Origin of the sequence: Streptomyces sp. NPDC056361 (genome assembly GCF_042262805.1) — a bacterium.
Lineage (GTDB): Bacteria > Actinomycetota > Actinomycetes > Streptomycetales > Streptomycetaceae > Streptomyces.
Window position 1 is genome coordinate 1 of the sequence record NZ_JBHJQI010000086.1, and the last position, 22,858, is coordinate 22,858.

A 22,858-nucleotide genomic window follows, 5' to 3' on the forward strand; every position below is an offset into this window, starting at 1 on the left:
GCCCCGTGCCGAGTCGGCAGGGGGCGGGGGCCGGCGCGGCCCTACTTCAGGTGCCGATCGAAGAACCGGGCCCCGTCCTCCACCTCGAACCACGGGGTGCCGACGTGTCCGCCCAGGTTGGCGTGGAGCGTCTTCTCCTCGGTCGCGAAGGCGTCGAACAGGTCCAACGCGCGCTGCCGCGGGTTCCCCTCGTCGTCCCACTGGAGCAGGAACAGCAGCGGGACGGTGAGCTGTCGGGCCTCATCGCGCTGGGCGCGGGGAACGAACCCCCCGGCGAAGAAGCCGACGGCCGCGATGCGCGGTTCGAGCACCGCGAGACGGATGCCGAGGGCGGTCCACCCCGAGTACCCGACCGAGACGGAGCCGACCTCGGGCAGTGCCAGGAGGGCGTCCAAGGTGGTCCGCCATTCCGGTGCCGCGTGCTCGACGAGCGGGCCGACCAGGGACTCGAAGATCTCGTCGACCGGCTCGCCGGCCCGCATCGCCCGCCGGAGGTCGGCGCGGACCTGCTCGTCGGCCGCGGAGCGCGGCCGGTCGCCGCACCCGGCGGCGTCGATCGTCGCCACCGCGTAGCCGGCCGCCGCGGTGTGCCGGGCGCGGGCGATCAGCCGGGGGTCGCTCTTGGGCAGGCCGTTGTTGTGGGCCATGAGGACCAAGGGGACGGGTGCGGCGGATGCCGGCGTCCACAGGGTGCCGGGAATCTCGCCGAGCGTGAATGCGCGTTCGAGGACGCCGTCGTCGAGGCGCTGTTCGGACGTGAAGTGAAGGGCCATGGTCGTGCCTTTCGGGAGTGCTGCGGTACGGCGCTCCCGGACGACCTATCGCCCGACCGTGACCCCGGAGGAGAGCACCCATGTCGATTCTGCGTTCACGGGTACCACCTCCTCGTTCTCTCGCACGGCCTCCGGCAACGTAGCAGCGGTGTCACCGGCCGGCCAAAGGGTTTTCCGCGCGCCCTCCTCGGCCCGACGAACCGCCCGACAGCGACAGCGACGGGCAACGCCTAGCGCGTCTCCGGATCGTGTGGCGTGGGTGCGGCGCCGCAGGAGTCGCGGACCACCAGCCGCGGCAGCCACTCGATGGCGGAGTGGGCCGCGTCGGGGTCTTCGAGGCGGCGGACGAGGAGGCGGACGGCCGCCTCGCCGACCGCGAAGGTGGCGGGGCTGACGGAGGTCAGGGGGATGTCGGCGAGGGCGGCGACCTCGTCGTTGTGGCAGACGAGGGCGAAGTCCCGCGGGACGCGGACCCCGTGGGCCGTGAGCCACTGGAGGAGGTTGAGGGCGTCGATGTCCGTGTGGACGAGCCCGGCGCGGACCTCGCCCGAGGTGATGAGCCGGAGGAGGTGCTCCCTGGCGACGATGTCGTCGGGGTGCCCCCAGGGCACGGTCGGGGCCGGGGAGAGGTCGTCGTCGGGCAGTCCGAGGGCCCGGACCGCGGAGAGGTAGCCGGTGCGCACCGCGGGGCGGGTGTGGGTGTGCCGGGCCAGCAGGGCGACCCGGCGGTGGCCCAGCCGCGCCAGGTGCCGGACGGCCAGGGCCGCCCCGCCGGCGTGGTCCGACACCACGCGGTCGAGGTGGGAGCCGGGCACGCCGAGGGGGATGCGGCGCTCGACGAGCACGGCGGGCACGGCGGGCTCCGCGAAGCGTTCGGCCTCCTCGGCGGTGGGGCCGCCGACGGACCAGCTGGGCGCGAGGAGGAGGCCGTCGACGCCGGCGTCGAGCAGGGTGGCGACGTGCTGGAGGTCGCGGTCGGCCGCGTAGTCGGTGATGCCGACCAGCAGCCGTGCCCCGACGTCGGCCGCGGCCTGGCGGGCGCCCTGGACGACCGCGCGGAAGTAGTAGTCGGACACGGGCACGACCATGCCGAGCACCAGTCCGCTCGGCGTCGGCGGCGAGCTCCGGCGCGCGACGCGCGCGTCGCGGGCGTTGAGCGGGGCGGTCGGCCACGTGACGGTGCCGTGCAGGCGCCGCACCCGTCCGACGTCGGCCAGGGCGGCCACGTCCCGCCGGGCGGTCTCCACGGACACCCCCAGAGTCGCGGCGAGTTCGCTGACCCGCACGCTCTCGCGTTCGCGCACCACCCGCAGGATCCGGCGGTGCCGCTGCTCCACGCTCTCTCGCATCGGTGCCGCCCCTCGCTCCGGTCGGGTTTCGCGGGCGCAGCGTAGCCCACCGGCCGAGGGGGAACCGACCGGAAACCGCCCGGGAAATGACCGTGCGGGGGTCACCGGTCCCCTGCCGCCGGCCACCGTTCGGTGGCTGCCGGTGGCGGCGCCCGGGGCGGTGGCGGTCCCCTCCTGCCCGGCCGCCGTGCGGGAGCGGAGCCGTACGGGATCAGCCGCCGGTGGCGCCCCTGGCGAGCTGGTGGAGGCGGAGGGCGAGGTGGGTCTCCAGGGCGCGGGCGGGGGTGTTCCAGTCGGGGCCGAGGAGTTGGGCGACGCGGTCGAGGCGTTGGACGACGGTGTTGACGTGGACGTGAAGGGAGTCCTTGGCGCGGGAGAGGCTGCCGCCCTGGTCGTAGTAGGCGCGGAGGGTCCGGACCAGTTCGGTGCCGCGCTCGGCGTCGTAGGCGAGGACGGGGCCGAGGACGCGCTCGACGTACGAGCCGACGTCGGACCGGTCGCCGAGGAGGACGCCGATGAAGCCCAGGTCGGCGATGTCGGCGCCCTCTCCGGTGCGGTCGAGGGCGTGGAGGGCGGTCAGGCAGCGCAGGGCCTCGGCGTGGAGGGCGGCGAGGTGCTCCGGTCCGTGTCCGGGGCCGGCGGCGCCGACGGTGACGGGTGTGCCGAGGGTACGGGCGAGGTCGTCCGCGAGGGTGCGGGCGAGGGGCCCGGGGCGGTCTCCGGGGACGAGGAGGACGACGTGGCCGTGCCGGGTGCCCGCGAGGCCGCCGAGGCCGCGGGCCTTGCGGGCGGTCTCGTCGGAGAGCCGGGCGCGCAGGGCGGGCTCGCAGTCGAGGGCGGCGACGGAGTGGGGCCGGGCGAGGTCGACGCCGAGGCGCCGGGCGCGCAGGGTGAGGCTTCCGCCGTCCCAGCGCGGCGACGCGGCGGGGTCGACGAGGAGGTCGTCGAGGAGTTCGCCGCGCACCCGGTCCTCGGTCTCGGCGACGGACCGGCGCATCAGGAGCAGCAGCGCGGTGACCAGCGCGGCGCGTTCGAAGAGGCGTCGGTCGGCCTCGGAGAGGTCGGCCCGTCCGGTGAGCACGATGCTGCCGAGGGCCTCGGTTCCGGCCAGGACGGCGCAGGTCCACACGGAGTCGGCGTGGACGGCCCGGCCGTCGGTGTGCGAGGCGGCCAGGCTTTCGGCGGAGGGGGTGACGGGTCCGGTGCCGGACCGGGCCAGTTCGCTGCCGTCGGTGTCGTGGACGGCCACCCCGCCGCCGAGCAGCGCCCCGATCTCGGCTGCCACGTCGTCGATGCCCGCGCCCCTCAGGACCAGCTTGGTGAGGCGGTCGTGGGCGTCGGAGGCCCGGTGCAGCGCCTCGCTGTGCGCGTGGGCGGTGGCGTTCGCGGCTTCGAGCCGGGTGAGGGTGGAGCGGGTCTCGTCCAGGAGTCGGGCGCTGTCGATGGCGACGGCCGCGTGGTCGGCGAGCGAGCCGAGGAGCGCGATGGCGTCGGGGGTGAACGCGCGGGGCGCCCGGTCCGCCGCGAACAGCACCCCGATGATCTCCTGGCCCACGCGCAGCGGTACGCCGAGGATCCCGCCCAGTCCTTCCTCGGCCACCCCGTCGTCGATCGCGCCGGTGTGCCGGAAGCGCCGGTCGGTGCGGTAGTCCGTACTGGCGTAGGGGCGGGCGGTCTGCGCGACGAGCCCGCCCAGGCCCTCCCCCATACCCAGTCTGAGCTGCTGGAAGGCCGCGGAGACCGACCCGTCGGTGACCCTCATGAACGTGTCCTGCGCGACCGGGTCGTTGAGCGTCAGGTAGGCGATGTCGGTGCCGAGCAGCGTCCTCGCCCGCCGGACGATGGCGCGGAGCACGGCGTCGAGGTCCCGCAGCCCCGCCAGGTCGCCCGCCGTGTCGAAGAGCGCCACCAGCTCCGCCTCCCTGCGGCGGTACTGGTCGAGAACGCGCCGCACGGCCAGGGCGGCCTCGGTGGTCTCCTCGATCCAGGCGGCCTCCGCCGTACCGGCCCCGCCCGCCCGCGACCGGGCCGGCTGGGCGGCGAGCTGCTCGGCGGGGGCGCCCGCGGCGAGCAGGTCCAGCAGGCTTCGCGCGGCGGCCGCGGGCGCCGCCACCTCGACCCCACCCTGCCCCGCCGCTCCGAGCGCGTCATGCTCCGGCGGCGCCCCGGCCTCACCGCGCACCGCCACCCGGGCCCCGCCGTGCGCCGCCGCCCCGGCCCCGCCACGCACCGGCACGCGGCCCTCGCCGGGCATCGGCGTCCCGGCGTCGCCTCGACGGTCGGCGGTCATGAGGCCTCCTCGCGGGCCGTGTGCGGGGTGGGGGTGCGGCGCGTGACGTGTCAGGGGCGCGGACGCGTGCCGTGTCCGGGGCACGTGTCCGGTCCCGGGTGTCTATCCGGCCCGCCGCGTCCACCACCAGGACAGCGCCGGAGAGGGCGGCTCGCCGGCGGGACGGTGCCGGGGCGGGCCCGGAGGGGACCCGCCCCGGCAGGCCTAGGGCCTGTCCGGAAAGTAGAGCCAGGCAGGACTTTCCTGACAGGACCTAGGCCCGGTCGCTCGCGGGGACGGGGGCGGAAGGCGCCTGGGCCGTCTGGTCGTCCCGGGTGCGGCTGAGGTCGCGGCCGAGGGTCTCCCTGGTGACGGCCACGGTGATGGTGGTGATCACGGCGGCGGCGCAGAGGTAGACGCTGATGGGCGTGGAGCTGCCGTAGTCCTTGAGGAGCTCGACGGCGATGATCGGGGCGAGGGCACCGGCGAGGATCGAGGCGAGCTGGGAGCCCATGGAGGCGCCGGAGTAGCGGACCTTGGTGTCGAACATCTCGGAGATGAACGCGGCCTGCGGTCCGTACATCGCGCCGTGCAGGAGCAGACCGGCGGTGACGGCCAGGGCGATCACCGCGAACGACTTGGAGTCGACGAGGCCGAAGAAGACGAACGCCCAGATCGCCATGCCCGCGGAACCGATGAGGGTGACCGGGCGGCGGCCGATGCGGTCGGACAGCGCGCCCCACAGGGGGATGGTGACGAAGTGGACGGCCGAGCCGATCAGGACGGCGTTCAGGGCGGTGCTCTTGGGCAGGCCCAGGTGGGTGGTGACGTACACCAGGAGGAACGAGGTCAGGATGTAGTACGAGATGTTCTCGCCGAACCGGGTGCCGATCGCGGAGAGGACCTCGCGCCAGCTGCGCCGGAACACCTCGACGACCGGGGCCTCCTCCTTGACGCCCGCCGCGGCTGCGGCCTCGGCCTTGGCCTGGGCTTCCAGGAAGACCGGGGACTCGGAGACCGAGACGCGGATCCACAGGCCGATCATGACGAGCAGGCCGGAGAGCAGGAACGGGATGCGCCAGCCCCAGGACTGGAAGGCGGCGTCCGACTGCACGGCGGCGAGCAGCGAGAGGACGCCGGTGGCGAGCAGGTTGCCGCCGGGGGCGCCGGCCTGCGGCCACGAGGCCCAGAAGCCGCGGTTCTTGTCGCCGCCGTGCTCGGAGACGATCAGGACGGCCCCTCCCCACTCGCCGCCCAGCGCGAAGCCCTGGACGAGGCGCAGCACCGTCAGCAGGATCGGCGCCCAGACGCCGATCGTGTCGTACGTGGGCAGCAGGCCCATCGCGAAGGTCGCGCCGCCCATCATGAGCAGGCTGAGCACCAGGAGCTTCTTGCGGCCGATCTTGTCTCCGAAGTGGCCGAAGACGATGCCGCCGAGCGGGCGGGCGGCGAACCCGATCGCGTAGGTGATGAACGCGATCAGCGTCCCCACCAGCGGGTCTGCGGTGGGGAAGAACAGCGTGTTGAACACCAGGGCGGCGGCCGAGCCGTACAGGAAGAAGTCGTACCACTCGATGGTGGTGCCGATCAGGCTCGCGCCGACGATGCGGCCGATGCCGCCTCTCGGCGTGGTGGTGTCAGACATGGGTTCACCGGGTTTTCACAAGGGGGGACGGGACGGGGTGGTACGGGTGGCGCGTGCGGGGGCCTCGGGTCGGCCGGGCTTCTCAGTCGGCGGATGGGCCGGGCTTCTCAGCCGACGGGTCGGCGGGCTTCTCAGCCGGCATGTGGGCCGGGCTTCTCAGCCGGCGGTCCAGCCGCCGTCGAGGGGCAGGGACGCGCCGGTGAGGTAGCCGGAGTGGGGGCCGCAGAGCCAGAGGACGGCGGCGGCCACCTCCTCGGACTCCAGGAGGCGCTTGACGGGGGAGCGGGCCAGCAGGACGTCGGTCAGGACGTCGCCCTCGCTGATGCCGTGCGCGGCGGCCTGGTCCCGGACCTGGCCCTCGACGAGCGGGGTGCGGACGTAGCCGGGGTTGACGCAGTTGCTGGTCACGCCGTGGGGCGCGCCCTCGATCGCGGCGACCTTGCTGAGCCCCTCCAGGGCGTGCTTGGCGGCGACGTAGGCGGACTTGTAGGCGCTGGCCCGGAGTCCGTGGACGCTGGAGACGTTGACGATCCGGCCCCAGCCGCGGGCGTACATGTGCGGGAGGACCCGGCGCATCAGCAGGAACGGTGCGGTGACCATCACCTTCTGGATGAGCTCGAAGCGCTCCGGGGGGAACTCCGTGAGGGGGGCCACGTGCTGGAGGCCGGCGTTGTTGACGAGGATGTCGACCTCGACCGGGAGGAGGTCGACGGATCCCGCGTCCGCGAGGTCGGCGACGTGCGCCTTCCCGCCGGCGATCTCCGCGACGGCCTTGGCCGCGGCGGCGTCCCGGTCGACCACGTGGACGACGGCCCCCGCCTGTGCCAGGGCGAGCACGCAGGCCCTGCCGATGCCGCTTCCACCGCCGGTCACCAGAGCCGTACGCCCGCTCAGGTCCACCGCGGCGCTGGGTGGCGGCAGAGGAGCCGGGGCGAGAAATGTGTTCGTCATGGCCGGAAACATTAGGGAGCACCTCGATCCCGTCCCATGTGAGTGGCCCCTACAAAGCGGTGGTCTTCAGTGTCGTCTGACGCCATAGGTCCCGTGGGACCAGAAGTCGCCGTGCCATCGGGCCCCACACCCGGCGCCCGGCACCGGTTCCGCCCCTGAACACGACCCCTACCCAGGTGGTCACCGCTACCTCCACCGGGGTTGATGTGTGGATGACAGACATGGTCCGCCCTTCTGCCGCCTGCCTAGGCTCGCAGCCGTTCGGTAGTACCGGCACCGGCTCTGACCTGCGAGGTCGACCCGGCTCGCCCGAGGGAAGGGGACCGTATGGGTCTGGACAAGACAGTCGCGAGCGCGGCGGAGGCGGTGGCCGACATATCCGACGGCTCCTCCCTCGCGGTGGGAGGCTTCGGGCTGTGCGGGATACCCGGCACGCTGATCGACGCCCTGTGGCAGCGCGAGGTGAACGACCTCGGCATCGTCTCCAACAACTGCGGCGTCGACGACTGGGGCCTCGGGCTGCTGCTCGCCGCCGGCCGGATCTCGCGCATGACGAGCTCGTACGTGGGGGAGAACAAGGAGTTCGCCCGGCAGTACCTGAGCGGCGAGCTCGAGGTCGAACTCGTGCCCCAGGGGACGCTGGCGGAGCGACTGCGGGCAGGCGGAACCGGCATCCCCGCCTTCTACACCCCCGCCGGAACCGGCACTCAGGTCGGCGAGGGCGGACTGCCCTGGCGCTACGCGGCCGACGGCTCGGTCGCCGTCGCCTCGCCCGCCAAGGAGACCCGCGACTTCGGCGGCCGCCCGCACGTGCTCGAACACGGCATCACCACCGACTTCGCCCTGGTCCGCGCGACCATCGGCGACCGGCACGGGAACCTCGTCTTCCGGTCGTCCGCACGCAACTTCAACCCGCTCGCGGCCATGGCGGGCCGGATCACCGTCGCCGAAGTCGACCACCTCGTCGAACCGGGCGAACTCGACCCCGACGAGGTCCATCTGCCCGGCATCTTCGTCCAGCGCGTGGTCCGGGTGTCCCCCGGCGATCCCGCGGCCGAGCGGCGCATCGAGCGCCGTACCGTTCGACCGGAAGGCGGTGCCTGACATGGCGCTCACCCGCGAGCAGATGGCGGCCCGCGCCGCCCGGGAACTGGTCGACGGCACCTACGTCAACCTCGGCATCGGCCTCCCCACGCTCATCCCGAACCACCTGCCGCCCGGCGTCGAGGTGGTCCTGCAGTCCGAGAACGGCATCCTGGGCGTCGGCCCGTACCCGACCGAGGACGAACTGGACGCCGACCTGATCAACGCCGGCAAGGAGACCGTCACCACCCTGCCCGGCGCCTCGTTCTTCGACTCCGCCCTGTCCTTCGGCATGATCCGCGGCGGCCACGTCGACGCCGCCGTGCTCGGGGCCATGCAGGTCTCCTCCTCGGGCGACCTCGCCAACTGGATGATCCCCGGCCGGATGGTCAAGGGCATGGGCGGGGCGATGGACCTCGTCCACGGCGCCGGGCGGGTCATCGTCCTCATGGAGCACACCGCGAAGGACGGCAGCCCCAAGCTCGTGGACGCCTGCGACCTGCCCCTCACCGGCCGGTCCGTCGTCGACCGCGTCATCACCGACCTCGCCGTCGTCGACGTCACCGCGAACGGCTTCGTCCTCGTCGAACTCGCCCCCGGCGTCACCCTCGACGAGGTCCGGGCCGCCACGGCCGCCGACCTGACCGTCCCGGCCGGCATCGGGTCCTGAGAAGGATCCCCGGCCCCGGCCCGTCGACGCCGAGCTCCAGCCCCCGCCCCGGACCGTCGACACCCGGTTCGGAGGAAGCCCCCGCCCCGGACCGTCGGCCCCGGCTCGGAGGAAGCCCTTGCCCCGGACCGTCGACACCCGGTTCCGAGGAAGGCCCCTCCGCCTCAGACCGTCGGCGGCGGGGCCTGGAGGGACGGGGCGGCTTCGGCGGCGGCGTACGAGGAGGCGAAGGTGAACGCGCGCGGGGAGGGCCCGTTCGCCCGCAGGTCCGCCAGCCGTTCCAGCGCCTCGCCGACGGTCGGGAGGTGACCCGCGGGCACCCACCAGAGCACGAGATGCGCCTCGACGTGCCGCGCGAACCACTCCCTGCGCCGCCGCATCGCCTCCAGGTGACCGCTGCGGTAGGCGAAGTCCCACAGCGCCTCCTGGGTCTCCCACACCGACAGGTTGACGATGACGTCCTCCCCCGCCGGGCGCAGCCCGGTGGCGTCGGCCGCCCCGTCCTCCACGAGCCGCCACACGAAGCCCGGCGCGCCGTCGGCGGCGGCGTTCACCGGGTCGAGCATCTCGACGAACGGCGCCACGCGCGGGTCGTCGAGCGGGTGCCGGAGCGTGGCGACGTTGAGCTGGGCGAGGTGGGAGGCGTGCTGGGATGCGGTCATGACCTCATCCCAGCACGGCCCGCTTTTCTATGTCAATCTTCATTGTTTTTAGAAATCTCGACGACCACGCAGCACTCCCCCGGCCGCGCGTCCATCCGCGCCCGGAGCGGACCCCCCTGGCCGATCAGCCCTTCGAGCAGCGCGAGATTCATGCCGCAGACCAGCGGCGGGAAGCGCTCGGCGACGGCATGGAACGGGCAGTTGCGCATCCGGACGACACGGGAGACCTGGCCGACCCCTTCACCTTCGCCGACCCCTTCACCTTCCTCGACATGCGGCTCGTACCCCCGCCGAGCCAGCGTCTCCACGGCCTCGTCCAGGTCCCCGCACACCGGATCCGATCCCCGCAGGGCCTCGCCCCTGCGCCGCGCGGCCGCGCAGAGACCGGCGTCGAGACCGGCCTCCTCGGCGGCCTCGGCGAGCAGCTCGGCGGCCGTGCGGTAGTCACGCGCGGGCAGCGACACCGACCGCTCGACCCGCGCCCGCGTGTACACCTTGGCGGGACGCCCCGCTCCCGGCCCCGAACGACCCGTCAGCCGGCGGCTGCCGCTCTCCAGGAGCCCGGCCTCGGTCAGTTTCTCCAGATGGTGCGCGGCGAGCGTCCGCGCCACCCCGGCGGCCTCGGCCGCCTCGTTGCGCCCGACCTCACGGCCCTGCGCGGCCACGTACTCGTACAGTCGGCGCCGCACCGGATCCTGCAGCACCGCGATCACATCGATGTCCTCCACGTGACCATTCTAGGAACAACGCGGATTGGAGATAGAAAGCCCGCCGCGCCCCGCCCCACCACGCCTCACCTCGCCCCGCCCCGCCCCGCCCCGCCCCGCCCCTACCGCACGCTCTCCTTCGCGCCGCCGTCCAGCGCGGCGGCCAGGCGGGCCTGGCTCAGCCGGTTGTACGGGCTGTCCGGGCGCAGTCCGGTCCGCTCGCTGATCAGGGCGCGGGCCAGGTCGTGCCGGCCGGCCCGCAAGGAGGATTCGAGGAGGGTCTTCTGGACGGCATCTCGCTGGGCGTGGCTGCCGCCGAACTCTTGGAAGCGGCGCCGGAGGGGCCAGAGCAGGTCCACGGCGGTCCCGTGGTCGCCGTGCGCGTGCGCGACCAGGGCCCGGCAGACCGGGAGGCCGATCTCCGCCGTCATCACGTCGTTGGTCAGGTCGCCCGCCCCGGTCCGCTCCAGCCACCGCTGCCGGTCGGCGATGAGGCGCTCGGCCTCGGCAGGGCGGCCGGCTCCGACGTAGGACATGACGGCGTGCACGTCGTTGAAGGCGTAGAACGGCGGGTCGGCCCGTGTGGTCCACGAGTCGGCGAGCGCCTCCCACCGCGGGGCCTGGTCGAGGCCTGCCAGGTGGAACCGCCACAACAGGGCGGCCGCGTCCAGGAGTTCCATGGCGAGGCCGGCGGACGACTCGTTGTGGAGGTTCGCGTCGTAGACGCGCAGCGCGGTGTCGGTGTCGCCGGCCTCCAGGGCGAACAGCGCGTAGTGCCACCAGGTGTGCACGGCGAGGAAGTTGCCGCCCGACCAGTCCCCGGCACGGGCTTCGAGATAGGCGGCGCCTTCGGCGTACCGGCCCCGCATCTCGTGGGTGTGCACGACGGCGTGGACGGCCCAGACGTCGTGGGGGTGGCGTGCGACGGCGGCCGCGCCGACCTCCTCGGCGCGGTCGTAGTGACCGCACTCCTCCAGGCCGAAGGCGTACATGCCGAGCAGCGGCCCCCGGTGCGGGTCGTCCGCGTCCCACGCGGACAGCGCGCCGCCGACACGGTCGCGCAGGCGCACCGCGTCACCGGTGAGGAAGTCCAGCTGGTGACCGACGAACAGGGCGAGCGCGTCGCGCGGGTACGCCAGGGCCAGGCGCTCCAGGATTCCGCTCGCCCGCCGCAGGTCGCCGGCGAGGAGGCTCTCGGCGGCCGCCGTGTGCAGGCGCTCGCGCGGCGGCAGCGCCGTGCGGTCGAGGCCCGCGGCGTACGCGGCGAACCGTCCCCGCGCGACGGCGGCGTCGGCCGGCTCCGTGCCCAGCACCCCCAGATAGGCCGCGAACGCCTGCCCCACGGGCGACACCGGGTCCGACGCGAGCAGGTCCCCGACGGCCGTGACCACCTCCGGCCTGAAGAACAGCAGCGCCTCCACCGCCCGGTCCAGATGCGCCGCCCCCTCCTCCGTACCCTCGTACAGGAAGTGGCCGTACCGGTCGGTCGCCATCCCAGATCACCTCACGCGACGCCTCGGGAACACACGAACGACGCCCCGGCCGGGGCGCCAGCCCCATGAAGCCACCTCCCGACCACCGCGCACAGGCCCCGAACAGGTGACACCCGAACACACCCGGGGCGCACCCGGGGCGCACCCGGTGCACGCCCCGGGGCACGCGTCCGGCTATCCCGCCATCCGATACAGCCTGATGTCGCGGTTGACGAACAGGTGCACGTATCCGCACGACCAGCAGATCAGGCCGGTCGCCGACTCGTTCGCCCAGGCCATGTTGAAGAACTCCATCCCCGTGCTGTTCAGCTTCACCTCCCGCTCGCGGAAGGTGTCGTTCTCACACATCTGGCAGCGGATCGGCTTCTCCCCGATCGCCGCGTGCACAGGCTTGGCCATGACGTTCCCCCGGTACGTGGGCGTTCCCGATTCCGGCACGGAGGCGCGCCCGCCCCCCGCCGGGCATCATCATGCGCCATCGCGATGTCGACGCGCACTGCCGTGACCAGGCAGTTCAGGCACCCTCTTCCTGCCGGTCGCGCACACCGGGCGAGACGCTCGTGCCGCCGTAGAGGCGCCGGGCCATGGCCGGGGAGGGCCGCCGCCCCTGCCGCGCGAAGCGCCGTCCATGTGCGGCGGGGGCGACGAATCCGCGTGCGGCCGCGGTCAGGCGGTCGGTGGTACTCCCGGCGTGGCGGCGCGGAGGTCGGCGAGCAGTTCGGCCTGGCCTGCGAGTACGCCCGACAGGATCGTCCTGGCCACGGCGAGCAGCTCGGCCACCTGGGGAGAGGTCAGGGAGTAGAAGACACCCGACCCCTCGCGGCGCGCGACGACCAGGTTCGACCTGCGGAGCACCGCGAGCTGCTGCGACAGGTGCGCGGGCTCGACCCCGACCTCGGCGAGCATCTCCGAGACGGCGTGCTCGCGCTCGCTCAGGAGCTCCAGGACGCGGATGCGCACCGGGTGTCCGAGCGTCTTGAAGAACTCCGCCTTCAGTTGGTAGAGCGGCGTGCTCACTGCCCCCACCGCCGATCCGAACAGGCGGCCGCCGTCCCGCCGCACGGCCGCCCGCGCGTCCGCCCTGTCCATCGCGTCCATCCGGAGTTCTTCACCATGGACACCATCTTCGCGCCTCCGGTCAGGCCTCATGACGTGCGGGTTCCCGACCTGGCCGGTTCCGGCGCGGGGGTCATGGTGCTCGGCGCGCCCGAGCGCGAGGGCGCCGGCGGCCACGGCCGTCGCGAGTCCGGCCCCGGGGCCGCTCAGGCCTTCTTGACCACGCTGGACTTGAGCTGCATGGGTCCGAAGCCGTCGACCTTGCAGTCGATGTCGTGACCGTCGACGCCGTCCACGAGCCGGATGTTGCGGACCTTGGTCCCTGCCTTGATGCCGGTCGGGCTGCCCTTGACCTTGAGCGTCTTGACGACGGTCACCGTGTCGCCGTCCGCGAGGACGTTGCCCACCGAGTCCTTGATCACCTTCTCGCCGCCGGCACCGGCGCCGGCGCCGTCGGCCGCCCCCGCCGACAGGGACCACTCGTGGCCGCATTCGGGGCAGACGAGCAGCGCGCCCATCTCGTAGGTGTAGGCGCCGGAGCACTCGGGGCAGGGAGGGAGGTTCTCGTTCACGCGGCGAGTTTAGAGCGAAACTGTCAATTGCGAAACTTGGCAATTAGTCGCCCGGGCCGCCGGGGGCGACGCCCGGGACCACCAGGCCCGACTCGTACGCGACGATGACGAGTTGGGCCCGGTCCCGGACCGCGAGCTTGCCCATGATCCGGCTGACATGGGTCTTCGCCGTGAGCGGCGACAGCCCCAGGGCCTCCGCGATCTCCGTGTTGTTCAGCCCCCGCGCCACGAGCGCGAGCACCTGGCGCTCCCGGTCCGACAGCCCTTCCGGGCCGCCCAGCGCGGGAGGTTCGGGCAGCGCCAGCGCCCGCGCGATCAGCCGGGACGTCGGCCCCGGCGACAGCAAGGCCTCCCCCGCCGCCACCGTACGGATCGCGCCGAGGAGTTCGGCCGGCCGGATGTCCTTGACGACGAACCCCGACGCGCCGGCCCGCAGCGCCTCCACGATGTGCTCGTCCGTGTCGTACGTCGTCAGGACCAGCACCTTCACCCCGGCCAGGTCCTCGTCGGCGGCGATCAGCCGGGTGGCCCCGATCCCGTCGAGCTCCGGCATCCTGACGTCCATGACCACCACGTCCGCCCGTGCCGAACGGGCCAGCTCCACCGCCTCCTTGCCGTTGGCCGCCTGTCCCACGACCTCCATGTCGGGCGCCGACTCGACGAGCATCGCGAACGACGCCCGCACCAGCGACTGGTCGTCCGCCAGCAGCACCCGGATCACACCGCCACCTCCCTCGCCGCGAGCGGCAGCGCCGCCGTGACCTCGAAACCCCCGCCGTCGCGCGGGCCCGCGCTCAGTGTGCCGCCCACGCTCCTGGCCCGCTCGCGCATCCCGACGATCCCGTACCCCGACCCACCGGGTCCCCCGGATCCGCCGGACACACCGGATCCCCCGTTCGCACCGGGCCCCGCGGTTCCGCCGCCCCCGCCGGTGCTCCCGTCGTGTCCACCGCCGCCGCCACCGGCCCCCGCGCCGCTGTTGGTCACCCGTACGGTCAACACCTCCTCGGCCAGGCCGACATCGACCCGCACGCGGGCGTCCGGACCTCCGTGCCGCACGGCGTTGGTCAGGGACTCCTGCACGATGCGGTACGCCGCCGCGCCCACCGCCGCCGGGACCTTCGCCCCACCCGTACGTACCGTCAGGTCGGCGCCCGAAGGCCGTACGAGGTCGGGCAGCGAGGCCAGGTCCGGCAGCGGACCCTCGGGGGCGGCCCGGAGGACGTCCAGGGTCGTGCGCACTTCGGCACGGGCGTCCCGGCACGTCTCGGATATCCCCTCCAGCGCCCGGACGAGCGCCTCCCGGTCCAGCCGGTCGGGGTCGGCGACCAGGACGTGCGCCGCGACCGACGCCTGCACGCCGATGAGGGTGATCGAGTGCGCGAGGAGGTCGTGCAGGTCCCTCGCGATGCGCAGCCGCTCCTCGGCGGCCTTCCGCTCCCCCTCGCGCTCCGCCCGCTCCACCACGCCCGCCACCAGCTGCCGGTAGAGCCGGATGCTCGCGCCGAAGACGAGCATGGCGATCACCCAGCCGGAGACCCTGAGCAGCTCGACCATCTCGTGCGGGTTGACGACGAGTTGGATCGTGAGCGTGATGGACGTGACCGTCAGCCCCACGATCAGCGTGCGCTGCGGCCGACCGGTGACCGCGACCGTGTACAGCGCGGTCATCGAGGCCGGTATCGGCGCCAGGTGCATGAAGTCGAGCGCGTGGTAGGGGGCCACACAGGCCACCACCGCCAGCAGCACCGCCAGCGGCGCCCTGCGCCGCCAGACCAGCGGCACGTGCGCGGCGAGCAGCAGCGCCCACCCCAGCGCGTCCGGCCGGCGGCCGTCGTCGACGGTCAGCGCCAGGGCGACCGCGACGAGCGCGAAGCCCGCGGCGAGCGCCGCGTCGTACCGCGTCCGGTACGGCGCCGCCTGCGGGTCGCGGATCAAGGCCGCTGCGTAGTCCATGCCGTCCATCCTCCCCGCGGGCAGGGGCCCCCGGTAGCCCCGGGAGCCCCCACCCGCCCCTGATCAGACCCGTACGGGCGTCGGCTCGGCCGCGGCCTCCGAACCGGGGTCCGCCCCGGTCCTCCTGGCCAGCGGGCCCGGCCACCACACCTTCCGGCCGAGCAGCACGCTCGCACTGGTGACGAGGTACGTGCGGACCAGGAAGGTGTCGAGCAGGACGCCGACCGCGATCACGAAGCCGAGCTCCGCGAGCTGCACCATCGGCATGTTGACCAGCACCGCGAACGTGGCGGCCAGGACGAGCCCCGCCGAGGCGATCACCCCGCCGGTCGTCCGCAGCGCGGTCAGGGCGGCCGCACCCGGCTCCGTCCCCTTCAGGCACTCCTCGCGCATCCGGTGCATCAGGAAGATCCCGTAGTCGACGCCGAGGGCGACGAGGAAGACGAACGAGAGCAGGCCCAGGCCGGGGTCGGTGCCCCCGAACCCGAAGAGGGACTCGAAGACGAGGCCCCCGATGCCCAGGGCCGCGCCCCAGACCGCGACGACCGCGGCGACCAGCACCAGCGGTGCGACCAGGCTGCGCAGCAGCACGATCAGCACGATCGTCACGACGACGAGGACGAGCGGGACGACGATGTCCCGGTCCCTGGCGCTCGTGTCGGCCATGTCCAGCTGCTCGGCACTCGGCCCGCCGACGTACACGCCGTCGCCCAGCGCGGAGCGCAGCTCCTCGATGGTCGCGGTCTCGGCGGCGGACTGCGGCGGGTGCGCGGCGATGACGGAGATCTCCGTCCAGCCGTCGCCGCTCCGGCCGCGCTCGGCCTGCGCGACGCCGCCCGTCTTGCGCACGGTCTCCAGAGCACCGGCCGCGCCCGCCGTCGGGGCGACGACGGTGATCGGCTGCGTCCCCAGTTCGGGATAGGCGGCGGCCAGCGTCTTCATGGCGGCCACGGCCTCCGGTGTGGTGCTGAAGGAGTCCTCCTGCTTCAGGGCGCCGGGCAGGTTCAACGCGCCGAGCCCGAGGGCGGCCAGTGCGGCGGCCCCCGCGAGGAGGACGGCGAGGGGCCGTCGGCCCGCCGAGGAGCCCATCGCCGCGAACAGCGACCGCCGGGCGGCCTTCGGCTCGCTCCCGTACGCCGGGATCAGCGGCCAGAACACCCGCCGCCCGAGCACCACGAGCAGGGCGGGCAGCAGCGTCGTCATCGCGACCAGCGCGCACAGCACCCCGACCGCGGCCGTCGGCCCCATGCCCCGGCTGCTGTTCATGTCCGCGGCGAGCAGGCAGAGCATGCCGAGCGCGACGGTTCCCGAGGACGCGAGGACGGCGGGCCCGCAGCCGCGCAGCGCGGCGGCCATGGCGTCGTACGGGCGCGCCACGCGGCGCAGCTCCTCCCGGTAGCGCGAGACGAGCAGCAGCGCGTAGTCCGTGCCCGCGCCGAACACGAGGATCGTCATGACGCCCGTGCTCTGGCCCGAGACGCTGATGTCGAACCCCTGGTGGAGGGCGTAGGTCACGGCCATCGACAGGAAGTCCGCGACTCCGGCGACGGCCAGCGGCACGAGCCACAGGAACGGACTGCGGTAGATGACGATCAGCAGGATCGCGACGACCGCGACGGTCGTGTAGAGCAGCGGGCCGTCGAGCGACTGGTACACCTCGCTCGCGTCCGTGGCGAGCGCGCCGGGGCCGCCCACCTCGCCGCTGACGGTCTCACGGACGTCGTGCACGAAGGCGTCCCTGGCCTCCTCGTCCGCGCCGGGCTCGTTGCTGGACACGGCGTACATCACGGTGGTGCCGTCCTCGGAGGGCACGGGCCTCGGCGTCGACGTCAGCCGGTGCCCGGCGGCGACCTTAGCCACCTCCCGTGCGGCGGTGTCCCGCTCGGCGGCGGTCAGTCCGCCCTCCCGGTGGTAGACCAGCACGAGGTCGGTGGAGTCCCCTCCGGGCAACTGCTCGGTGATCCTCGCCACCTGCGTCGAGTCCGCGCTCGCCGGCAGGTAGTCCACGGCACGGTCGCGCTGTACGTCGCCGAGCTTCCCGGCGAGCGGCGCCGCCAGGGCGATCACCAGGACCCACAGCGCCAGCACCCCCCAGCCGACGATCCTCTTACGGCCCCCCATCACGGGCCTCCCTCCGTCGTTCCTCGTCGTGTCCGTCCCAGACTCCCGCCGCCGGGAGGGGGATTCGTCGCACTGGAGACCGACTCGGGGGCTACTCCCCGGGGCGTCCCGGGGCCGTGACTACTCCCCGGGGAGTACGGGGACCCCGCCCGCGGCTACGCGGCGCCGCCCGGCGGCAGCAGGCGCTCGACGAACCAGACGAGGCCGACGACGCCGACGACGGCGGCCGCGCCGATGTGGGCGAGGGTCGACCAGGAGCGGCGGCGCGCGAGCAGGATCAGCGGGAACGCCGCGGCCACGACGGCGAGTTGGCCGAGTTCGATGCCGAGGTTGAAGCTCAGGAGCGAGACGAGGAGCCGGCCGCTGAAGTCGTCCGTGAAGTCGAGGGCGCCGGCGAAGCCGAGGCCGTGCAGCAGCCCGAATCCGAAGACGACGAGGACGCGGTGCCGCGATTCGCCGCGCGTGATGTTCTCGACGGCGACGTACACGATGGACAGGGCGATGAGGGGTTCGACGATCTCGGTGGGGACGTCGACCCACCCGAGCACGGCCAGGGCGAGCGTCACGCTGTGGGCCGCGGTGAAGCTGGTGGCGAGGCGGAGGACGCTGCGCCATCCTTCGGCGCCGAGCAGGAGGAGCACCAGGAAGAGCACGTGGTCGATGCCGCCCAGGATGTGTTCCAGGCCCAGGGACACGAAGCGGCCCGTCGACGACCAGGAGACGCCGGAGGCTTCGGAGGCCTCGGAGCCGTCGGAGCGCGCGGCATCCCGGCCGGCGGCGGTGCGGCCGGCCCGCAGTTCGCGGTGGCCGGTGTCGAAGACGTCGCTGCCGCCGGATCCGCCGAGTTCGTAGTCGACCATGTTGGTGTGCTCGGCGCCGATGGCGTCCGCCTCGGAGAACACCCCGTACCGCACGGTGAATTCGCCGCTCCCCGAGCCCGGGCACCGGTAGGTGAGGAGCAGGCGCGCGTAGAGGAACCGCTGGCGCTTCGTGATGCCCGTGTCTCCGAGCTCGGCGGGGCACGGGGAGCCGTCGAGGGTGACGGTGAGGCGGTCGGAGAGGTACGTGGCGAGCCCCGCGCGGTGGGTGGCGAGGAAGGCCGTGTGCTCGGCGTCCTTCGTGTCGCGCGGCAGCGCGCCGAGTCCGGCGGCGTTCGTCAGGGTGTCGTAGTCCAGCTCCAGGGTGTAGCGCACCGTCGCCCCGTCCTGGCGGATCACGGACGTCCCGTCCGTCGTCGGGACGTGCGCCGACGCGGCCGGGGCCGTCCCCGAGAGGAGGAGCCCGGCGAGTACCACGGCACCCAGCACGACGCGGAGCCACGCGCTGGTCGTTGCGGAGGGTGCGCCTCGATGTCCCGGCGGCGGAGTCGCGATCGTCACGCCGAGGAGTGGAGCCGGGAGAGGAGAGGGCCGCATGACGCGTCCATGTCCAGGACGCGATGCCCCGCTGAACTCTCGGCGACGCACCACCGCGGCGGAGCCTCCGCCCACGGACTGTCAATGCGCCCACGTCACACGGGAAAACGCTCATGTGCCCGGCACCCAAGGTTCACGCGGCGGCTGTAGTCGTGGCTCATAGCGGATCCCTAGGTTCCTCACTGCCTCGTACACGAGGCGACACCCTCACCTCGGAAGGGATTCACGTGATGGGCACCCGCCACATCCGAAGAGCGTCCTTGGCGACCGCAGCGGTCGCCACGACCACCGCCGCCGTCGCGGCCCTGCTGACCTTCGCGCCCACGGCCAGCGCGGCCACCACCACCTTCACGCCGTCGGCCGACACCTACGTGCAGGACACCACGCCGTCGACGAACTACGGCACCTCGGCGCTGTTCACCGTGGACAACTCGCCGGTGCGCCAGTCGTTCCTGAAGTTCGCGGTCAGCGGCCTCAGCGGCACGGTGTCCAGCGCCAAGCTGCGCATCCGCGTCACCAGCACCGGCAACAGCGGCAACGGCGGCACCTGGAAGTCGATGAGCGACACCACCTGGTCCGAGACCGCGGTCACCTGGAACAACAAGCCGCTCATCGACGGCGCCTCGCTCGCGTCGCTCGGCGCGGTGGCGAACGACCAGTGGGTCGAGATCGACGTGACCTCCGTCGTGACCGGCAACGGCACCTTCGGCTTCGGCGGCAGCTCCACCAGCTCCGACGGCGCGTACTACGACGCCCGCGAGTCCGGCGCCGACGCCCCGCAACTGGTGGTCACCACCGGTACCGCCCCCACGCCCACCCCCACGCCGTCCACCTCGGCACCGACCGGGGACCCGGTGCTCGTCGGCGCCGGCGACATCGCCGACTGCGGCACCGGGGGCGACGAGGCCACCGCCAACCTCCTGGACGGCATCGGCGGCACCGTCATGGCCATCGGGGACACCGCCTACCCGGACGGCACCGCGGCCGACTACACCAACTGCTACGACCCGACGTGGGGCAGGCACAAGGCCCGCACCAAGCCGGCCACCGGCAACCACGAGTACCACACCTCGGGCGCGTCGGGTTACTTCAACTACTTCGGCGCCTCCGCCGGTGACCCCAACAAGGGCTACTACTCCTTCGACCTGGGCAACTGGCACGTCGTCGCGCTCAACTCCAACTGCTCGGTCGTGTCCTGCGCGGCCGGCTCGGCACAGGAGCAGTGGCTGCGCGGCGACCTCGCGGCCAGCACCAAGCCGTGCACCGTCGCGTACTGGCACCACCCCCGCTACACCTCCGGCGCCAGCCACGGCCCCGCCACCTCCGTCCAGCCGCTGTACCAGGCGCTGTACGACAACAACGCCGAGGTGATCGTGACCGGTCACAACCACAACTACGAGCGCTTCGCCCCCATGAACGCCACCGGCGGCCTCGACGACACCCGAGGCATCCGGCAGTTCGTCGCCGGCATGGGCGGCACCGGCCTCGGCGGCTTCGGCACCATCCAGCCCAACAGCGAGATCCGCAACGGCAACACGTGGGGCGTCCTCAAGCTGACCCTCCACTCCAACAGCTACGACTGGCAGTTCGTCCCCCAGGCGGGCAAGACCTTCACCGACAGCGGCACCAACTCCTGCCACTGACGGGCACCCGAGCGACCGGTGCCCTCCCCCACCCGGGAGGGCACCCCCCGCTCCACGACGCGTGCCCCACCCCGCTCCCCCGCCCCGAAAGGTCCGCCCGCATGTATCTGTCCTCGATCGACAGGCCGGGGGCCGACGCCGCACCCACCGCGGGCCGCTCCCGCCTCCGCGGGATCACGGCCGTCGGCGGCAACGTGTTCGCGCTCGGCACGGTCAGCCTGCTCACCGACGTCTCCGCCGAGATGGTCACCGCGATCCTCCCGGTGTACCTCGTCGTCGGGCTGTCCATGAGCCCCCTGGCCTACGGCGCGCTCGACGGCCTCCACACCGGAGCGACCGCGCTGCTGCGGCTCGCCGGCGGCTACGTCGCGGACCGGGCGCGCAGACCCAAGACCGTGGCGGGCATCGGGTACGCGCTGTCCGCACTCGCCAAACTGGGCCTGCTCGCCGTCGGGCGCACCGCCGGCGCCATCGGCCTCGTCATCGCCGTCGACCGGGCCGGCAAGGGGCTCCGCACCGCCCCCCGGGACGCGCTGATCACCCTGTCGGCCCCGCCGCACGCCCTGGCCCGCGCCTTCGGCGTGCACCGGGCGATGGACGGCTTCGGCGCGTTCCTCGGGCCGCTCGTCGCCCTCGCCGTCCTCGCGGCCGCCGGTCAGGCCTTCGACGCCGTCCTGGTCACCAGCTTCTGCATCGCGGCGCTCGGCGTCCTCGTCCTCGTGCTCTTCGTCCGGGACCGCCACGACGAGCGACCCCCCGCCGCCGTCGCGACCCCCCGCGAGGCCCTGAGCCTGCTGCGGTCCGCACCCGTGCGCCGCCTCGTCGTCGCGGCCTGCCTCCTCGGCTTCGCCGTCATCGGCGACGGCTTCGTCTACCTCCTCCTGCAACGCCGGGAGGAGGTCTCGCTGAGCAGCTTCCCCCTGCTCGCGGTCGGCACCAGCCTCGTCTACCTCCTCCTCGCGGTCCCGGTCGGAGCCCTCGCCGACCGCGTCGGCCGCCTGCCCGTCGTGCTCGGCGGCTACACCGCACTGCTCGGCGTGTACCTGCTCCTCTCCGGCCCGCTGCACGGCATGCCGCTGGTGGCCCTGGTCCTCGTGCTGTACGGCTCCTTCTACGCCGCCACCGACGGCGTCCTGATGGCGCTGGCCGGTCCCGTACTCCCCGCGCACCTCCGCACCACCGGCCTCGCCCTCATCCAGACCGGACAGGCGCTGGCCTATCTCGCCTCCTCCGTCCTCTTCGGCCTCGCCTGGCAGCTGTGGGGCCCGGCCACCGCCGTCCGGTGCGCCGCCGCCCTGGTCGTACCGGTGGTCGCCGCCACCGCGTTCCTCCTGGTCGTCCGCGCCACCACCCGTACCGACACCGACAACCACACCGACACCGACACCGACACCGAGGAAACCGCATGAGCGAGCAGTCGACCCCCCCGGCCGAGCCCGACCCGAACCCGTCCTCCGCGCCGCGCCGGTCCGGACGGACGGCCCGCCTCACGACCACGCTGGTCGCCGCCCTCGCGCTCGCCGCCGTCGCCATCGGCTACGCCCGGCACAGCTCCTCCGCCCAGGCACCCGACACGGCCGTCACCACCGAGACCGTGTCGCTGAAGCCCGGTCCACGGCTGCTGACCCTGACGAGCACCGGTCAGATCACGACCACCGACAAGGCCGACCCCGGCGGCGAGCGGGCCGTGTCCTCGACCAAGTGCGACCGCGTCTACGCCGCCGCGGGCACGGTCGCCTGCCTGTACTCGGACGGGGTCCTCGGCACCGTCACGATGCGCCTGCTGTCACCGGACCTCAAGGAACGCAGGACCATCCCCGTCAGCGGCGTCCCCAACCGGGTGCGCGTCTCCGCCAGCGGACGCATGGTGTCCTGGACCTCGTTCGTCGGCGGGGACAGCTACGCCACGCTCAACTTCGCGACCCGCACCGGCATCTACGACACCAGGTCCGGGACCCTCTTCAAGACCCTCGAAACCTTCTCGGTCGTCAAGGACGGCAAGCCGTACCGTTCCGCCGACGTCAACTTCTGGGGCGTGACCTTCACCAAGGACGACAACACCTTCTACGCCACCATGTACACCAAGGGCCACCGCTACCTGGTCCAGGGCGACTTCGCCGCCCGCACCGTCCGCACCCTCCGCGACCGCGTCGAATGCCCCTCCCTCTCCCCCGACGGCACCAGGATCGCCTTCAAGTCCCCCATCGACGGCGACCCCACCCGCGGCTGGCGCCTCTCCGTGCTCGACCTCACGACCCAGCGCGTCACCCCCACCGCCGAGACCCGCAGCGTCGACGACCAGGCCGCCTGGCTCTCCCCCACCACCCTCGCCTACGCCCAGCAGCACGACGACGGCACCAAGGACCTCTGGTCCGTCCCCTCCACGGGCACCGGCACCCCCCGCCTCCTCCTCCGCAACGCCCACTCCCCCGCGGCACTCGGCTGACCCGCCGAAGCGGATCAGCCCGGATGCTCGGTGACCACTGGGCCGCA

The 22,858-nt window shown here is 73.3% G+C and carries 20 protein-coding genes; 5 read left to right on the top strand and 15 right to left on the bottom strand.

All coding sequences use genetic code 11. The features are described 5' to 3' along the window. Nucleotides 1-41: 41 nt before the first annotated feature. The 5 genes from ACFCY7_RS25420 to ACFCY7_RS25440 form a co-directional block, all read right to left on the bottom strand. Nucleotides 42-773, bottom strand: coding sequence for a dienelactone hydrolase family protein (locus ACFCY7_RS25420; RefSeq protein WP_376488354.1), 732 nt, complete (start codon nt 771-773; stop codon nt 42-44). 230 nt (nt 774-1,003) lie between these two features. Beyond that, nucleotides 1,004-2,122, bottom strand: coding sequence for a substrate-binding domain-containing protein (locus ACFCY7_RS25425; protein ID WP_376488355.1), 1,119 nt, complete (start codon nt 2,120-2,122; stop codon nt 1,004-1,006). A 211-nt stretch (nt 2,123-2,333) separates the two neighbouring features. Further along, nucleotides 2,334-4,412, bottom strand: coding sequence for a helix-turn-helix domain-containing protein (locus ACFCY7_RS25430; RefSeq protein ID WP_376488356.1), 2,079 nt, complete (start codon nt 4,410-4,412; stop codon nt 2,334-2,336). A 253-nt stretch (nt 4,413-4,665) separates the two neighbouring features. Further along, entirely contained in the window at nt 4,666-6,036 is a 1,371-nt protein-coding gene (locus ACFCY7_RS25435) for an MFS transporter (protein WP_376488357.1), read from the bottom strand. 156 nt (nt 6,037-6,192) lie between these two features. Beyond that, on the bottom strand, nt 6,193-6,987 hold the full coding sequence (locus ACFCY7_RS25440; protein WP_376488358.1) for a 3-hydroxybutyrate dehydrogenase: 795 nt from the start codon (nt 6,985-6,987) through the stop codon (nt 6,193-6,195). A gap of 327 nt (nt 6,988-7,314) precedes the next feature. On the opposite strand from ACFCY7_RS25440, the gene ACFCY7_RS25445 reads away from it, so the two are divergent. Both ACFCY7_RS25445 and ACFCY7_RS25450 read left to right on the top strand, forming a co-directional pair. Continuing rightward, the gene (locus tag ACFCY7_RS25445; RefSeq protein WP_376488359.1) at nt 7,315-8,091 is read left to right on the top strand and encodes a CoA transferase subunit A; all 777 of its coding nucleotides are present in this window, start codon (nt 7,315-7,317) and stop codon (nt 8,089-8,091) included. A 1-nt stretch (nt 8,092) separates the two neighbouring features. Further along, nucleotides 8,093-8,740 (top strand): CoA transferase subunit B, encoded by a 648-nt coding sequence (locus ACFCY7_RS25450; protein WP_376488360.1) that lies wholly within the window; start codon nt 8,093-8,095, stop codon nt 8,738-8,740. A 164-nt stretch (nt 8,741-8,904) separates the two neighbouring features. Here ACFCY7_RS25450 and ACFCY7_RS25455 read toward each other — a convergent pair whose 3' ends face one another. From ACFCY7_RS25455 to ACFCY7_RS25500, 10 genes are all read right to left on the bottom strand, one after another. Beyond that, nucleotides 8,905-9,402 (bottom strand): DUF3291 domain-containing protein, encoded by a 498-nt coding sequence (locus tag ACFCY7_RS25455; RefSeq protein WP_376488361.1) that lies wholly within the window; start codon nt 9,400-9,402, stop codon nt 8,905-8,907. Nucleotides 9,403-9,434: 32 nt separating this feature from the next. Next, entirely contained in the window at nt 9,435-10,130 is a 696-nt protein-coding gene (locus ACFCY7_RS25460) for a helix-turn-helix transcriptional regulator (RefSeq protein WP_376488362.1), read from the bottom strand. Nucleotides 10,131-10,231: 101 nt separating this feature from the next. After that, on the bottom strand, nt 10,232-11,602 hold the full coding sequence (locus ACFCY7_RS25465) for a tetratricopeptide repeat protein (protein ID WP_376488363.1): 1,371 nt from the start codon (nt 11,600-11,602) through the stop codon (nt 10,232-10,234). A 174-nt stretch (nt 11,603-11,776) separates the two neighbouring features. After that, nucleotides 11,777-12,001, bottom strand: coding sequence for a hypothetical protein (locus ACFCY7_RS25470; protein WP_376488364.1), 225 nt, complete (start codon nt 11,999-12,001; stop codon nt 11,777-11,779). A 267-nt stretch (nt 12,002-12,268) separates the two neighbouring features. Continuing rightward, entirely contained in the window at nt 12,269-12,619 is a 351-nt protein-coding gene (locus tag ACFCY7_RS25475; RefSeq protein WP_376488383.1) for an ArsR/SmtB family transcription factor, read from the bottom strand. Nucleotides 12,620-12,864: 245 nt separating this feature from the next. After that, on the bottom strand, nt 12,865-13,230 hold the full coding sequence (locus ACFCY7_RS25480) for a zinc ribbon domain-containing protein YjdM (protein ID WP_376488365.1): 366 nt from the start codon (nt 13,228-13,230) through the stop codon (nt 12,865-12,867). Between the two features lie 43 nt (nt 13,231-13,273). Next, nucleotides 13,274-13,951, bottom strand: coding sequence for a response regulator (locus tag ACFCY7_RS25485; RefSeq protein ID WP_376488366.1), 678 nt, complete (start codon nt 13,949-13,951; stop codon nt 13,274-13,276). After that, a complete protein-coding gene (locus tag ACFCY7_RS25490; RefSeq protein ID WP_376488367.1) occupies nt 13,948-15,186 on the bottom strand; it encodes a sensor histidine kinase in 1,239 nt (412 codons plus the stop codon). The genes ACFCY7_RS25485 and ACFCY7_RS25490 overlap by 4 nt, the downstream gene beginning before the upstream one ends. A 63-nt stretch (nt 15,187-15,249) precedes the next feature. After that, the gene (locus ACFCY7_RS25495) at nt 15,250-17,307 is read right to left on the bottom strand and encodes an MMPL family transporter (protein WP_376488368.1); all 2,058 of its coding nucleotides are present in this window, start codon (nt 17,305-17,307) and stop codon (nt 15,250-15,252) included. Nucleotides 17,308-17,462: 155 nt separating this feature from the next. Continuing rightward, nucleotides 17,463-18,686, bottom strand: coding sequence for a HupE/UreJ family protein (locus tag ACFCY7_RS25500; RefSeq protein WP_376488369.1), 1,224 nt, complete (start codon nt 18,684-18,686; stop codon nt 17,463-17,465). Nucleotides 18,687-18,982: 296 nt separating this feature from the next. Between ACFCY7_RS25500 and ACFCY7_RS25505 the strand changes: the two genes are divergently transcribed. The 3 genes from ACFCY7_RS25505 to ACFCY7_RS25515 all read left to right on the top strand — a co-directional run bounded on the left by ACFCY7_RS25505 (nt 18,983) and on the right by ACFCY7_RS25515 (nt 22,811). Continuing rightward, nucleotides 18,983-20,365, top strand: a complete 1,383-nt coding sequence (locus ACFCY7_RS25505) for a DNRLRE domain-containing protein (protein ID WP_376488370.1) — start codon at nt 18,983-18,985, stop codon at nt 20,363-20,365. 101 nt (nt 20,366-20,466) lie between these two features. Then, nucleotides 20,467-21,774, top strand: a complete 1,308-nt coding sequence (locus ACFCY7_RS25510; RefSeq protein ID WP_376488371.1) for an MFS transporter — start codon at nt 20,467-20,469, stop codon at nt 21,772-21,774. Continuing rightward, nucleotides 21,771-22,811: a TolB family protein gene (locus ACFCY7_RS25515; RefSeq protein WP_376488372.1), complete on the top strand. Its 1,041-nt coding sequence runs from the start codon at nt 21,771-21,773 to the stop codon at nt 22,809-22,811. Before ACFCY7_RS25510 ends, ACFCY7_RS25515 begins: the two co-directional genes overlap by 4 nt. Nucleotides 22,812-22,858: the final 47 nt, after the last annotated feature.